The sequence below is a fragment of the Nonlabens sp. Ci31 genome (assembly GCF_012974865.1).
GTDB lineage: Bacteria > Bacteroidota > Bacteroidia > Flavobacteriales > Flavobacteriaceae > Nonlabens.
In genome coordinates, this window is the sequence record NZ_CP043633.1 from 1,402,611 (window position 1) to 1,417,908 (window position 15,298).

11 protein-coding genes are annotated in these 15,298 nt (G+C 35.1%); 7 read left to right on the forward strand and 4 right to left on the reverse strand.

All coding sequences use genetic code 11. From position 1 onward, the window contains the following. Nucleotides 1-64 precede the first annotated feature (64 nt). From F0365_RS06295 to F0365_RS06310, 4 genes are all read left to right on the forward strand, one after another. Complete coding sequence (locus tag F0365_RS06295) at nt 65-1,198, forward strand: DegT/DnrJ/EryC1/StrS family aminotransferase (RefSeq protein ID WP_169932921.1); 1,134 nt, start codon at nt 65-67, stop codon at nt 1,196-1,198. 293 nt (nt 1,199-1,491) lie between these two features. Next, nucleotides 1,492-2,772 (forward strand): metal-dependent hydrolase family protein, encoded by a 1,281-nt coding sequence (locus F0365_RS06300; protein ID WP_169932922.1) that lies wholly within the window; start codon nt 1,492-1,494, stop codon nt 2,770-2,772. 253 nt (nt 2,773-3,025) lie between these two features. Then, on the forward strand, nt 3,026-3,433 hold the full coding sequence (locus tag F0365_RS06305; protein WP_240961925.1) for an endonuclease domain-containing protein: 408 nt from the start codon (nt 3,026-3,028) through the stop codon (nt 3,431-3,433). Nucleotides 3,434-3,714: 281 nt separating this feature from the next. Continuing rightward, nucleotides 3,715-4,122, forward strand: coding sequence for an endonuclease domain-containing protein (locus F0365_RS06310; RefSeq protein ID WP_169932923.1), 408 nt, complete (start codon nt 3,715-3,717; stop codon nt 4,120-4,122). Between the two features lie 268 nt (nt 4,123-4,390). On the opposite strand, the gene F0365_RS06315 is transcribed toward F0365_RS06310, so the two are convergent. From F0365_RS06315 to F0365_RS06325, 3 genes are all read right to left on the reverse strand, one after another. After that, nucleotides 4,391-5,731: an ABC1 kinase family protein gene (locus tag F0365_RS06315; protein ID WP_169932924.1), complete on the reverse strand. Its 1,341-nt coding sequence runs from the start codon at nt 5,729-5,731 to the stop codon at nt 4,391-4,393. 147 nt (nt 5,732-5,878) lie between these two features. Further along, a complete protein-coding gene (locus tag F0365_RS06320; protein ID WP_169932925.1) occupies nt 5,879-6,577 on the reverse strand; it encodes a TetR family transcriptional regulator C-terminal domain-containing protein in 699 nt (232 codons plus the stop codon). A 430-nt stretch (nt 6,578-7,007) separates the two neighbouring features. After that, nucleotides 7,008-8,348 (reverse strand): hypothetical protein, encoded by a 1,341-nt coding sequence (locus tag F0365_RS06325; RefSeq protein WP_169932926.1) that lies wholly within the window; start codon nt 8,346-8,348, stop codon nt 7,008-7,010. A 496-nt stretch (nt 8,349-8,844) separates the two neighbouring features. Here F0365_RS06325 and F0365_RS06330 point away from each other — a divergent pair, with 496 nt between their 5' ends. After that, nucleotides 8,845-9,450, forward strand: coding sequence for a hypothetical protein (locus F0365_RS06330; protein WP_169932927.1), 606 nt, complete (start codon nt 8,845-8,847; stop codon nt 9,448-9,450). Between the two features lie 22 nt (nt 9,451-9,472). On the opposite strand, the gene F0365_RS06335 is transcribed toward F0365_RS06330, so the two are convergent. Beyond that, entirely contained in the window at nt 9,473-10,672 is a 1,200-nt protein-coding gene (locus tag F0365_RS06335; protein ID WP_169932928.1) for a hypothetical protein, read from the reverse strand. A gap of 256 nt (nt 10,673-10,928) precedes the next feature. Between F0365_RS06335 and F0365_RS06340 the strand changes: the two genes are divergently transcribed. Next, nucleotides 10,929-13,160 (forward strand): beta strand repeat-containing protein, encoded by a 2,232-nt coding sequence (locus F0365_RS06340; RefSeq protein ID WP_169932929.1) that lies wholly within the window; start codon nt 10,929-10,931, stop codon nt 13,158-13,160. 17 nt (nt 13,161-13,177) lie between these two features. Beyond that, nucleotides 13,178-15,292, forward strand: a complete 2,115-nt coding sequence (locus F0365_RS06345) for a T9SS type A sorting domain-containing protein (RefSeq protein WP_169932930.1) — start codon at nt 13,178-13,180, stop codon at nt 15,290-15,292. Nucleotides 15,293-15,298 lie beyond the last annotated feature (6 nt).

Consider the following 15,298-nt stretch of genomic DNA (forward strand, 5'->3'; position numbering starts at 1 on the left):
TCATTATTGCTTATTTTTACATGGACGAGCATCATCAAATGTGCGTTTATAATATAATTTGCAAATGCGTAAAATACAGATGGTTGACCTCCAAGGTCAGTACGAGGGAATAAAAGATAGAGTAAATACAGGGCTACAAGAAGTTATTGAGTCGGCTGCTTTTATAAACGGTCCAGAAGTTCATGCTTTTCAAAAGGAACTGGAAGAATATTTAGGAGTTAAACACGTGATCCCATGTGCAAATGGTACCGATGCATTACAAATCGCAATGATGGGACTGGGTTTACAGCCTGGGGATGAAGTCATCACAGCCGATTTTACTTTTGCAGCGACAGTAGAAGTTATAGCGCTTTTGAATTTGACACCGGTCCTAGTAGATGTAAATCCGTATAATTTTAATATTGATATAGAAGCTATCAAAAAAGCCATAACACCTAAAACAAAGGCTATTGTTCCTGTTCATTTATTTGGTCAGACGGCAAATATGGAGGAGATTATGGCGATTGCAAAGGAACACAACTTGTATGTCATTGAAGATAATGCACAAGGAATAGGTTCTAATTTCATGCACAGCAACGGCTCTAAGTCTAAGACTGGAACCATAGGACATGTAGGGACTACTTCATTTTTCCCTTCAAAAAATCTAGGGGCTTACGGAGATGGCGGGGCTATTTTTACTAATGATGATGAACTGGCACATATCATAAGAGGTGTTGTAAATCACGGTATGTACGAGCGTTACCATCATGATGTAGTAGGAGTGAATTCTCGATTAGATGCAATGCAGGCCGTAGTTTTAAGAGCAAAATTACCTTTCTTAACGGATTATAACAATGCCCGCAGAGACGCGGCTAGAAAATATACAGCAGCTTTTGCTAATGAAGAAAAGATCTTGACACCTATAGTTTGCGATAATTGTGACTGTCACGTGTTCCACCAATATACGTTGGTGATTAAAAATGCAGATCGCGATGGACTGGTAAAACACCTGCAAGCAAATAATATTCCTTGTGGTGTGTATTATCCGATTCCATTACACAAGCAAAAAGCTTATCTAGACGAGCGGTACAAAGAAGAAAACTTCACGGTGACGAATCAATTAGTGAAGGAATGTATTTCTTTACCTATGCATACCGAGCTGGATGATGAGCAGATCAAGTTTATCACCGATCATGTCAAGGAGTTTATAAACAGATAATTTTAGAACGAGAATTCTAAAAAAACCCGTTAGAAAAGTAGATTTTAAACTTTTTTAGCGGGTTTTCTGCTTTCCTGCATGCTGAGAAGCAGGTGTCAAAAGCAGTATTAGAAATAGTGACCGACTATTTTATAATTGCCTAAATGACTAAATTTTTGATATACTTTTCTTGCTTACCTGTGAATGAGATATTCATAATAGGTCCATTTATGTCTTAATATCGCACAATTGGATATTTAATTATAAGCTGTATGTGATAAATCTATCTTAACTTGTGACTTCAAATTACTCCTATGAAACTACGACTTACATTACTGCTGCTGTTTACAGCTATTATAACACTAGCTCAAAACACCACAACTATTATTCACGCTGGACATCTCCTAGATACAGAAAAAGGAAAATGGATGGAAGAAATGACGGTAACCATTGAAAACGGAACAGTTCAATCTTTGGAAAAAGGATATAAAACCGTCTCAACAACTGCCGATTATTATGATTTAAAAGATAAATGGGTGATGCCAGGCTTTACAGATATGCATGTTCATATGGAGACAGAGTACAACCCGCATGCGTATATCTCCAAATTTGTGAATGATCCCGCAGACGTTGCTTACGACTCCGTAAAATATGCAGAAATCACTTTAATGGCTGGATTTACGACGGTAAGAGACCTAGGCGGTAGTGGAATTAATATTTCGCTACGTGATGCTGTAAATAAAGGCACGGTACCAGGTCCAAGGATCTTTACTGCAGGAAAATCTATTGCTACAACTGGCGGTCATGCCGACCCTACCAATGGAGGAAATCAAGCCTTTATGGGAAATCCAGGTCCTAGAGAAGGCGTTGCTAATGGCGCAGATGAAGCAAGAGCAGCCGTAAGACACCGTTATAAAAATGGTGCCGATTGTATCAAAATAACCGCTACTGGCGGGGTTTTAAGTGTTGCAAAAAATGGGAGTAATCCCCAATTTACCATAGAAGAAATTAAAGCCATTACAGAGACCGCCGCAGATTACGGCTATCATGTGGCAGCACATGCTCACGGAGATGAAGGTATGTATCGTGCGGTTGAAGGTGGCGTGAAGACTATAGAACATGGAACTTATATGAGTGAAAGAACGATGGAGCTCATGATCAAAAAGAATTGTTATTTAGTTCCAACCATAACAGCAGGAAAAGAAGTTGCCGAAAAAGCCGAGGTGGAAGGTTTCTACCCAGCTATAGTCGTTCCTAAAGCGAGAACTGTAGGGCCGCAAATTCAAGGAACTTTTGCTAGAGCATATAAAAAAGGAGTGCCTATTGTTTTTGGAACAGACGCAGGTGTTTTTGCACATGGACAGAATGCAAAAGAATTTGGTTATATGAATGAAGCCGGAATGCCGATCATGGAAACCCTACAAAGCGCCACGATTACTCCAGCAATCATCTTAAAACTAGAAGACAAAATAGGTCAAGTAAAAAAAGGTTTTTATGCCGATATTATTGCTGTGAATGAGAATCCAGAAAAGAATGTTGCTATCCTACAGCAAGTCGATTTTGTGATGAAAGACGGAGTGGTTTATAAGAAGTAGGTTATGAAACCTTTTCCCCGGCCCTAAAAACTAGTTTTCTCAAAAGCATCTAAATAGGGAAACTCTTTCCCTTGAGGGAAGGCTGGGATGGGTGTTGTCGATGACGGAAGTATTTACAAAGTAAAGTTCAATGGCAAAAATGATATGTTGAGAATAGGTGTAATAATATTCAGTTTATAGAATAATTAAAATGAAACCTTTTCCCCGGCCCTAAAGGGTGAGGTTTCTACTTATTTATTATTAATAGATATAAATGGAAGAATTAGATTATCTTAAAATCGAAGGAATGTTTGCAGGAGCCACTGCTGAGGTTAGAAAATTTGCAATGCGACTACGAGCAAATACTACCGATTCTGAAGATAAGTTATGGGGCTACCTAAAGACAAAGCCACAAGGTTTAAAGTTCAGAAGGCAACACCCCTTTAATCTTTTCGTACTAGACTTTTACTGTCATAAATTGAGACTGGTTATTGAGATTGATGGTGGTTACCATTTTACTAGATTACAACAAGAAAAAGATAGAGACCGAACTTTAGGAATCTCAAAATATAAAGTTGATGTGATACGATTCACAAATATGGAGGTAATCGACGATTATGAAATCACTATTGAAAAAATAGATTCTATAGTAAAAGAAAGACTAAAAACTTCCACCCTTTAGGGCTGGGGAAAGAAGTTTTGGAATCTCATCAACGCAACCTTTTTCCTAGAACTAAAAACTAGTTTTCTCAAAAGCATCTAAATAGGGAAACTCTTTCCCTTGAGGGAAGGCTGGGATGGGTGTTGGCCATGTGGGAAGTATTTACAAAGTAAAGTTCAATGGCAAAAATGATATGTTGAGAATAGGTGTAATAATATTCAGTTTATAGAATAATTAAAATGAAACTTTTTCCCCGGCCCTAAAGGGTGAGGTTTCTACTTATTTATTATTAATAGATATAAATGGAAGAATTAGATTATCTTAAAATCGAAGGAATGTTTGCAGGAGCCACTGCTGAGGTTAGAAAATTTGCAATGCGACTACGAGCAAATACTACCGATTCTGAAGATAAGTTATGGGGCTACCTAAAGACAAAGCCACAAGGTTTAAAGTTCAGAAGACAACACCCCTTTAATCTTTTCGTACTAGACATTTACTGTCATAAATTGAGACTGGTTATTGAGATTGATGGTGGTTACCATTTTACTAGATTACAACAAGAAAAAGATAGAAACCGAACTTTAGGAATCTCAAAATATAAAGTTGATGTGATACGATTCACAAATATGGAGGTAATCGACGATTATGAAAGCACTATTGAAAAAATAGATTCTATAGTAAAAGAAAGACTAAAAACTTCCACCCTTTAGGGCTGGGGAAAGAAGTTTTGGAATCTCATCAACGCAACCTTTTTCCTAGAACTAAAAACTAGTTTTCTCAAAAGCATCTAAATAGGGAAACTCCTTCCCTTGAGGGAAGGCTGGGATGGGTGTTGTCGATGACGGAAGTAATAATAATAAAAACTTCCACCCTTTAGCGTTGGGGGAATAAGTTTTGGAATCAATTCTGAAAAGCAGATGATACAAAAAGAGGCTATTCTTCTTTAGAACAGCCTCTTTTTATTTTTGGTTAAGCTCTTTACAAAGCACTGTGATTCTTAAAGCCTTTCTCTTCTAGGTATTTCACATATTCATACGTATTCACTTTAGCTTTGAGATCATGCAAGAGATTATAAAGGCCAAAAAACGTGCGGTTGATGTATAAGAAATGCTTGCTGCCACGGTTGCCATTCATTTTACGTAATTCTTTATCGTTGCTGTATTTCTCGCTTAGAGAGGAGATTTCATCCCAGAAAGCAGCGTCTGCAAAGTCAAAAGTTTTTTCTTTAAAAGGTTTGGTAAATAAGCTCAACATCTCATGAAATAAGGTGCTGAAATAGGCGACTTCCCGGTCGCTATCATCTTTGCGCAAAATCTCCAATTGAAAGAGCTTTTCTTTAAAGATCTTAGGATTATTAATATTTTCAGGGACAGCAAGCTCAAAATACGGTTGGTAAAATTCATCTACGATTTCTTTAATACAACCGAAATCGATAGCAATCAATTCCTCTTCTTTAGAAATTAAAAAATTCCCGGGATGTGGGTCTGCATGAACAGCTTTTATACCGTGCATTTGAAACATATAGAAATCCCAAAGTGTTTGTCCCAATTTATTACCAGTCTCTTGGGTAAAATCAGTTTTGGCAAACTCGCTTAAATGCTGTCCAGTCATCCAGTCCATCGTGATGATGCGTTTGCTAGAAAGCTCTGGGTAATATTTAGGAAACTTTAAATTAGGAATATGTGAGCAGGCTTCTGTAATCTTAATGCTATGCTTTACTTCAAGCTCGTAATCGGTCTCTTCTGTTAATTTATCTTCTACCTCAGAGAAATATCTTTTGGAATCCTCCCCTTTTAGGTTGAACATTTTAATGGCGATGGGCTTTACCATCGCAAGATCACTTCCTATAGATTCTGCTACTCCAGGATATTGAATTTTTATGGCGAGTTCTTTACCGTCCTTAGTAGCTCTATGAACTTGGCCTATACTAGCGGCATTTACAGAGTCTTTAGAAAAAGTATCATAGATTTCTTCTGGAAAAGCACCTTGATACCTTTTAAATGTTTTTCTAACTAATGGAGCAGATAATGGTGGCACACTAAACTGTGCAAGGCTAAATTTCTCTACATAAGCACCTGGCAACAAGCTTTTATCCATAGATAGCATTTGCGCTACTTTAAGCGCGCTGCCTTTTAAACTTTTTAAACCGTCATAAATATCTGTGGCGTTATCTTCATCTAGAGAAGAGCGATCCATAGTAGGATTCACTGCTTTTTTAGAATAATACTTGATATAGTTGACACCTATTTTGGCTCCAGTCTTTACCATTTCTGATGTGCGGCCTATTTTACTGGTAGGTATTTTGTCTAGTGTTTTCATGCTTCAATGATGAATTCAGAATTAATAATTATGAATTCTTTAGTTATGATTATTCCGCTTTCGCGAAAGCGGAACACTTAAAAAGCTATCATTATCAAAAATTTATATAAAGCGATTTTTTGATTTTGATTTTAGTTTAATTTTTTACTAGGCCATACGTTCTTTCCAAAGAAACTTACCAAAGTCGAAAACAGCATCTAAAGGAGTGTTGTCAAAAACATCAAAAATGGTATTTACAGATTTCTCAATAGCCATGTCTGTTTTTTCAAAACCAGCACTGTCGTCATCCATCCAGAATTTCATAAGAAATAACATTTGTATCCAAGCGCCTTCGCTGTAGATCGTTTCAGAACGTTCTAAGATAATGTTAGATTTATCCTCATTACGTTGCATGATCAAATCTTTAGCAAAATTCTTAACGTGCTTGCGCAAGCCTTTCAATTGCTCCATCTTGCTCATCATGTGCTGATTCTCCTGTAAGGTATAAATCACATAACTTCTGTTAAGTGTTAGAAGTTCAAAGAACGTATAGAAAAACGTGAGCATCTTCTCCCGATTGGAAAACTGATCATATTCTTCATTCTTATGCGCCACATCCATGGTCATCGTAAAGAAGGTATTCCAAATGTCCTTGCGTAAACTATCAAAACTACCGAAGAATTTATAGAATTCCTGCTCAGACATGTTGTTGTCCTTAGCAAATTTATATACGGACTTAGGCGTTTTTTCATGCTCTAATACATAATCCATATAAGCCGTAATGATATCATGCTTAGTGATTTCTTGCTTAGCAATTTCTTTCTTTGCAGGGGTCTTTTTTACAGGTGTTTTTTTAGTAGTTGCCATAATCTCAATGATTTGTTGTAAAGATACGATCTGTTGAACTTAGTGTGTATGATGTTCCAGCAAAAGTATGTTAAGCTTTGGTCGTTGTTTTTAGGTAAAACTTATTTTATTTTACAAGTTCTTATTCACAAATGACAAAGAAAACAAGATGGTGTTTCCTTGACCATAATTAAAGGTTTCTTTAATCTCCATTTTTGATACGTAATTTATTTTCTTTGAAAGTGAAATGTGATTGAATCTGTTTCTTATTTCTAAGGTTTTCTTAATTCATAGTTAGCCGGTTTTTTTGCATACAGCAAGACATTTATATATAATAGTTGAGTCTGTTTTAAATATAGTAATAGGAATCTCAGTATTAAATATCATCGAAGATTGATTTTAAGTAATAGGTCGATTTTTCAAATTCTCTTGAATAATGACATTGCATTATTTAATCAGTTTTTATTTTAATTCCAGATAGGAAGTAATCAGGATTATCAGTCCCAAATGTTAAGAATAAATACAAATATCCATTATTAAAAACAGGAGAGATAAAGCCTCCTAAATGATCTGAAGCCCAATCGTATTCTGTATATTTATTATGAATACTAATAGGGTTTACGATTAGAGGACTGCGTTTATCATGCTCCCATTTTTTATCTTCAAGTTTTAAGAGTCCGTATTGACGATTAAAAGAGGTCAAGTATTCAGAAGGTAATTCTTCACTGCCCAATATGATATATAGTTTTGAGTTAAAGTTAACATAGCTCGCATCATCAGCTTTGCCATGTAAGTAGCCAGTTTCGTTTTTTGCATTATGAATGACTGTTGTGGAGTAGATTCCTTTATTTTCATTAAACGCTTCCATGATATTATTTGTAGTTATTTCATGAATTTCTGATTCTATTAAATTTTTGCTTCTTCGATGAAATAATACTCGGTACATACCATCATATTTTGTTATTGCTAGTGGATAACTATTTTGATTGATTCCATGCCATTCAGGGATTTTTATTTCTTGAGGATTTTTTATAATCTTTAAATCTTTATCAATAATCATATATGCAGATGTGTAGTTTCCATTGGGTTGTTCTACTCCTAATAAAACTAAAAAAGAACCATCTTCCATTTTTAAAGGATTTCCTGCACTAAATACATTTCCTGTTTTTTTTGCAAACGTAATCTGTTCTGTATCGAGTATTTTTTGATCATGAAAGATCCAGTTCTCTAAATCTGAACTGGTAGCATAGTAAATGGATCTTTTTTTATGTCGGCCAAAAACTACAGGCGTTAACAAAACATAATCATTTACATTTCTTTTTATAATCCCTCCAGATTGAATGTAATTAATGTATTTGTCATTTATATGTGTAGGGTAATTTGCAAACAGCGGTTTATTGTTAATGATTTTATAGTTTACAAAAGGATTAAAAAATTCTAAAGTGGCGCCTACCTCGATCTCAAAAGACCGCCCATAGTTTTTACCTAGTGTTATCCATCCTGTAATTAAGTTTACGTTCAATATTTCAATAGCTCCATTGGCTTCTTCGTCTTGCGTCATAAACCAGCATTGATTATCTGTAGCTTTTATCAAGAGATTTTTAAGTTCATTATAATTTGTTTTGATGCGATTATTTACCACATCAATAGCAATTATTTTTATAGGATGTAATCGAGTAATGTTACTTTCTGTGTCTGAAATCAAGCAGTTTTCAAATAGATCATTTAAGTTCTCTGCACTCTGAAAGGATAGGTTCATCAACGCAAAAAGAAGTAAACATATTTTTTTCATGAAATCATTGATATAATTGTTGATAGAGCTTTTGGTTTTACCCAATAAATACTGGCTTTTCAAATAGACATCAAAATGAATATCTTTTTTATTTATACTAAACCTTGTAAAATAGAACTATAGCTAACGCTATGTTTATCTTTGTAATTATACGCTAAAATATTTTTGATGCTCTCTAGGTTTACTACGAATATTACTTTTTTTTCGGACAAGCTTAACATAGCCTTAGTCGCAATTGCCGCTGTGTTAGCTTATATTTTTCCTTTAGAACTTTTTATTTTTTCTTATGCATTACTTGGGCCACTGCATTATGTGACTTAGATCAACTGGCTTCATGAGAAAAATTATTTCTTTACTTCACATAAATTAATTTGGTTAATATAGGTGTCACAGCGGCACTAATTCTATTTCTTCCTAAGCTATTTCTTTATTACTATAGTGAAGAAACTGCTTTTACCGCTTTTTTGATTTTTTTTTAAATGAATGGTCTAACAGTGTGATTTTCATAACCCTAATGGTGGCAATAGCTTATCAATTTGTTTCTTCAAAAGCCTCTTGGATCATAACAATTGTATTAACTATTCTTGGTGCACTTTTATTAAAAAATGTAGAACAATATAGATTACTGATAGGCATGTTTGTGCCTACGGTAATTCATGTGTATCTATTCACATTGATTTTTATGCTCTATGGGGCAAAAAAATCAAACAGCCGTTATGGTTATATTTCAATGATTGTAGCTTTGACGATTCCAGTCTTGATTATCAACTTAAAAATAGCTCCAGATGCTTATCTTTTTAATGATTCATGGAAAGAAGCTTTTCTAGAAAATGATTTTCATGTGTTACCGGTTGTGTTATCTAAATATTTGGGTATTACAGATGGAACATCATTTTTCTTTTATGAGCCTATATGGATTAAATTCATCTCTGAAGTTTCTTTTGATGAGGATCAACAGTTGCAAATAAGACGTATTAATAGAGTCGATACCTTTGACCTGAGTCCATTTAGAAAACAGGATCAGGATAACGTGTTGAGATTATTGAAAGAGTTTATGAATGGGGGTGTGGAGATACTGGATAAGGCCATATTAGCTAGTTAGAAATAAGTCTATTGAATTGCTTTTAATTTAAATCTCTAGCCCATTTTTTATACTTTTCTTTAGTTGTTTTCAGCTTTTTCAACCAGTACTCTTTGTTATCAGGAAAATAATTTAGGTACGTTGTCATCCCATCTTTTAAATATTTAAATTGTTTGCTTTTTGAGTTTACTGCATCTCGTTGATCTATGGGGAAGCTCTTCATTCCGTTTTCAAAGTTCAAAAATTGTTGCTCATAATAGCTTTCCGTAAGTAAAATGGCCGATTCTTTATTCCCTGCTCTTTGGTACAGGTTTCCCATCCCAAAGGTATAATCGTCGACCCCATATTGTTTTATAGGGTAAGCCTTTAATCCTTGATCCATAAGTTTTAACGAATTGATGGTATCTGCGTTTTCTAGCAACCACCTTGCCTCTACAAAGTTTGCTTTTCTTATAACGTGGGTAACATTTGTGTTGCTAATTTTCTTTAGGTTTGAGGTACTAGTTTTATTATCAAAGAAAGTTTTTAAAAAATCAGAGGTTAAAACTATTTTGCTTGAGTTGCTCTGGCCTTCTATGGTTACTCTGCGCAATGGCTGTAATATCTCAATGATTCCATGCTGAATAAGGAAGGGCTGCATATTTAGAAAATGTTCATCACTTTCTTCCATGGTAAAACATATAGGTTTTAACCCCACAAAGGATTGAATAATACTGAGCGTAATGAGTTCTCCTCTACTTATGTTTTGTTTAGATATTTTAGTCACGACATCCACTCGTACAGCATCATTCATTTTTTCTAACGCACTAAACCTAAAGTTAAAATCTTTTTCCAAAATCCCTATGTTGCGACCTGGAAAATATTTGAGATTTTGATTGTTCTTGATTATATAAAGGGAGTCGTTCTCAAAATGTTGATCGATCTGTTTGAGATTTGTAACTCTCTTTTCATCTGTATTTATAGGAAAATTGATTTGAGAATTTGCATTTAAAATTTCTTGTGGAAGTTGAAAGTGTTTCTGCTGCTCTACTTTTAGGGAATTGATTATTTTAAAATAATAGGAGGGAAGCTCCATCCGGTTTTTATCTATGATAACTATGTCAGTGCGGTAATTATACACCTGCTGTAAAAATCCTAACTGCAACGCGAGAGTACCATCACCTACAAAAAGGATCGCATGCGCAGGGCAGCTATCTAGATACAAGTGCATTAAACTACTATTGGCATTATTTTGCTCTATCATGCTAGGTTTTTTACCGGCACAAGTAGGACTATATACTATTATACTGAGGAAGAATAGTATATGTAAGAACGCTTTTGCGAAAGCGGAATAATTATTATTTATTTTCATTTAATAAGCCTTGATAGTCCTCAAAGAATATAGGGTTTATCACGGTAAAAATAAGCCATTACATTTAGAATGGAATTAGTGTAAGAGTTTTGAAAGTACGTAAAATAAATAATTAAGTTTATATTTGACCTCTAAAACCAAAATAATTATGAAAACTGCATGTTCTATTTTGCTGTTGATTTTCTGTACTACGGCAATGGCACAGACCTTCAATGAAGTTACAGGTACAGACTCTGGATCAAATATCACCTCGGGTGATTTCAATACGTTTTATGGGGACAGCACTGGGGCTCGGGTCACCTCGGGTAGTAGAAATACGCTGATCGGTTATGCTGCGGGACGTACGGTGACTACTCAGGAGGAGCTAGTTGCGATTGGGTATTTTGCGGGTTACTCAAACACATCGGGTTTTGACAACACTTTTATAGGTTATGAAGCCGGTCGACGCAATACAACCGGTGGGGATAATGTTTTTATAGGTTTTAAGGCTGGTTATTTTAATAATGGAACAGATAACACCTTTATAGGTGCAGAAAGTGGAGAAAATAACACTACTGGACTTGATAATACCTTTATAGGAGAAGAAGCTGGTTTTAGCAATACTACTGGTGATGATAATACCTTCATAGGTCAGGATGCTGGTGCTAACATAAGCAGCGGAAGCGATAATACTTTTATAGGGAGTAGTTCTGGTGGGTTCGCGAGCGGCGTGCCCGAATCAAATGGCACAGGATATAGAAATACGGGCTTAGGAAACCAGAGCTTAGCTGATCTGAAATTAGGACACCATAATACTGGATTGGGCGACTCTGCTGGGACTGATGTGAATGAGGGAATATACAACACTTTTGTAGGTGCAGCTTCTGGTGTTGCTACTGAATTTGCTGACTATAACACTTTTATAGGAGCACAATCTGGATGGGATAACAATAGAACTAACAATACTACTGATGCTAATCATAATACCTATGTAGGTTTTAGTGCTGGGTTTTCTAATAGAGAAGGACAGTTTAATGTAGGGATGGGTTCTCTCGCAGATTTTGATAATACCAATAGATCAAATGCCATTTTTATTGGCTACGATATAACTGCAAGTAATAATAACATCATTGGATTAGGAAACAGGGCTTTTGCTGATGGACAATATTCTATATCCTTAGGTCATGATCACGATGTCAGAGGACAGAATTCACAAATGATAGGATATTTAGGTAATATGTCTGATAATGCTGATTACTCTGTTGGTATAGGAGATCGAGTAGATATTGAAGAAAATGACGTAGTAGGTATAGGAAGATCTGTTGATATAGACAATCAGTTTGCTATCGCTATAGGTTCAACAACGGTTGCTCAAAATGATGGGGCTATTGTCTTAGGGTATAATGCTTCATCCACTGATCCTAATGCTTTGTTACCTACTAATAACATTGCTATAGGAGTAAATGCTAATGTGCAGGGATTAAATGCTGTCGCAATAGGGAATGCTGCCACTGCAATTAATGATAATACCTTGGTACTGGGTGGAGCAACAAATTCCTTAAGTGTAGGAATAGGGACAGATGCGCCAGATGCACTTGCTTCTTTAGATTTAGGAGATACCAATAAAGGAATTCTTTTCAATAGATTAACTGATGCACAAATCACAACACTGGAGACGTCACTAACCACTGCCCACAAAGGTCTTGCACTTTACGATGCTACTAATGATGTTTTTCAAGTATGGGATGGAACAGCATGGCAATCTGCCACAAATACAGATGCTCAGGAATTGTCTCTTAATGGTTCTAATTTAGGAATTACAAACAGTATGAATACGGTAGATCTATCCCCATTAACTACAGATTTAGAAACAAGAGTGACTGCTTTAGAAAATAGAACAGTTTCATCTACTGGAGATATGACACCATTGCTATTTAATTATCAATCAGTCATAAGAGATACAGACGGTAATCCTATCAAAAATGACGCAGTAGATGTACGCATCGCTGTTAGAGAAGATGGTGTTACTGGAACAATAGTTTATAATGAAGAGCACAGTTTAACAAGTTCTGAGTACGGTGTTTTGAGCCTACAAGTAGGTGGAGGAACGCTTATATCTGGAGATATGGCAACCATTACTTGGGGCGACCATGAATATTATCTAGAAGTTTCCCTTGATGCCGCTCAATCAGGAACGTTTACTTCTCTAAGCACAACACAATTATTAAGTGTTCCTTATGCATTACACGCTAGAAGCGCAGATTTTATAACAGGATCTTCTGGGACGACTTCTGGAATGAGAGCTGCAAAATCTGTTGAGAACTTAGAGATACAAGAACTTAAAAATCAAGTAAAGGCACTTCAAGCACAAATGCAAGAATTAATTAGTTCAAAGAAATAATAACAAACATATTTATTATGAGAACTCTATTAATTATTTTTTGTCTCGCTTTCGCGAAAGCGGGATCATCACAAACTACCTTATCTCATCAAGTCATCGGTTCCTTAGGAAGTACAGAAACTTCTGGAAATATAGTAATAGAACAAAGTTTGGGCGACCTAGTTATTGTTTCTAGTAATGTAGGAGATGATTTTGCAGCTGGTTTTCAACAGGGAAGAAAATACATCGATTATATTTATGAGAACACTTCTTGGAGACCCAATGCTCCAGAATCTAATGCTACTTTTATAGATAATTTTTTTATAAGAACTAGCGGTCCAGTTTTAGGAAGCGATATCAATATAAAAGATATTACCCTAGAAGGATCATATACTCTAGATTTAGGAACAAACAATCTGTTTTTTAAAGGAGATTTATCTAGTTTAAATAGTGAAATAGAAAATGGTACACTTCATTTTGTAGGCGATGATAATGAGTCAAACAGCTTGGAAAACAATGTTATTAAAGTTGACAATTTTGTAAAAGACGGTGTTGATGAGTTTGTTTTAAATCAAGAATTGCAAGTGCAAAATTTATTCACATTAAAAGATGGAAATCTTAATGCTCAAGATGGGAATTTGCTATTTACAAGTACAAGTAGCAACACGGCAGAGATGGCACCTTATGAAAGTGGTACGATGACAGGAGTTGCTAGAGTACAGCGTTATATTCCTGCAAAACGTGCTTTTAGATTTCTTGCAAGTAGTGTAAATACTACTGGTAGTATTTTTGAAAACTGGCAAGAAAACGGTGCAGCTATCAATGGGATAGGAACACATATTACTGGTTCTACCTCTGGCGCAAATGGTTTTGACGCAACAGGTTCAGGTAATGTTAGTATGTTTAATTATAACAATTCTTTACAGTCTTGGACAGCCATATCAAATACAGATGTAGATGGTCTGGAAATAGGAAAGGCTTATAGGGTAATGATAAGAGGTGACCGTACGACAGACTTAACTTCAAACACAGCAGCTCCATCAAATACTGTATTACAAGCTAAAGGAAATCTAGATCTAAATAGTTATATAGATAATAGTTTATCGCAAGTAGCAGGTGAGTTTAATTTTGTTGCAAACCCATATCAAGCTACAGTAAACATGAATACGGTTTTACAAGGATCTACTAATGTTAATGATAACTTTTATTATGTTTGGGATCCTACTCTTAACTCTCGTGGGGCTTATGTAACGGTTATGCTTCCAGCAGGTTCTAATATTGCGGGCTCTGATTCAAATGAATTTATACAGCCTGGGCAATCTGTTTTTGTATCTACATTGAATAACAGTGCTCCTATGACGCCTACTGTAATTGAATTTAATCAAGATGATATTGTTAACGGTAATCAAACCTTAACTTTTTCTACACCTAGTCTTAATTTTAATATTATAGGCAGGTTGCTAAGCAATAGTAATAGACAGCCTAATGTATTGTTAGATGCATGGGGTATTTTTATGGACGCCCAGTATTCTAATACGGTAGATCAATTTGATGCACTTACACTGGGCAACCTTGACGAGACTATCAGTATTGTAAATGGTTCTAATTTATTGAATATTGAACATAGAAATATTCCAAATAATCTTGACATTATACCTTTGAACCATAATAATTACAGGCATACTTCTTATAACTATCAATTTGTTATAGAAGCCATTCCTCCTGCAACCGAAGTGTATTTGAAAGATAATTTTTTAAATAGTAGTCAACGGTTAAACGAAGGAAATAATGATTATTTATTTACTATAGACCCTAATACGATAGCGTCTTCTGATCCAGAGAGATTTCATTTATTCTTTACAAACACAATATTGAGCGAGGATACTGAAGAACTTCTTACTGGCTTTCAATTTTATCCCAATCCAGTTAATGATGTTTTAAATATATCATGGAGTAATTTTGATAATAATGATAAAGATGCGCTTACATATAAATTGATAAATACTTTAGGACAGATTATCAGTGTTGGAAAATTAGATTTTGTAGGTAATGACGCAACTATAAAAGATTTAGATAAGCTGGCAACTGGTAGTTATTACATAGAATTAAATCATAATGGAGCTGCAAAAACGGTAAAAATAATAAAGGAATAAATGAAG

Excerpts from the sequence above, each read along its gene's own strand:
- F0365_RS06295 (WP_169932921.1), top strand. The coding sequence starts at position 65 with ATGCGTAAAATACAGATGGTTGACCTCCAAGGTCAGTACGAGGGAATA.
- F0365_RS06300 (WP_169932922.1), top strand. The coding sequence starts at position 1,492 with ATGAAACTACGACTTACATTACTGCTGCTGTTTACAGCTATTATAACA.
- F0365_RS06305 (WP_240961925.1), top strand. The coding sequence starts at position 3,026 with ATGGAAGAATTAGATTATCTTAAAATCGAAGGAATGTTTGCAGGAGCC.
- F0365_RS06310 (WP_169932923.1), top strand. The coding sequence starts at position 3,715 with ATGGAAGAATTAGATTATCTTAAAATCGAAGGAATGTTTGCAGGAGCC.
- F0365_RS06315 (WP_169932924.1), bottom strand. The coding sequence starts at position 5,731 with ATGAAAACACTAGACAAAATACCTACCAGTAAAATAGGCCGCACATCA.
- F0365_RS06320 (WP_169932925.1), bottom strand. The coding sequence starts at position 6,577 with ATGGCAACTACTAAAAAAACACCTGTAAAAAAGACCCCTGCAAAGAAA.
- F0365_RS06325 (WP_169932926.1), bottom strand. The coding sequence starts at position 8,348 with ATGAAAAAAATATGTTTACTTCTTTTTGCGTTGATGAACCTATCCTTT.
- F0365_RS06335 (WP_169932928.1), bottom strand. The coding sequence starts at position 10,672 with ATGATAGAGCAAAATAATGCCAATAGTAGTTTAATGCACTTGTATCTA.
- F0365_RS06340 (WP_169932929.1), top strand. The coding sequence starts at position 10,929 with ATGAAAACTGCATGTTCTATTTTGCTGTTGATTTTCTGTACTACGGCA.
- F0365_RS06345 (WP_169932930.1), top strand. The coding sequence starts at position 13,178 with ATGAGAACTCTATTAATTATTTTTTGTCTCGCTTTCGCGAAAGCGGGA.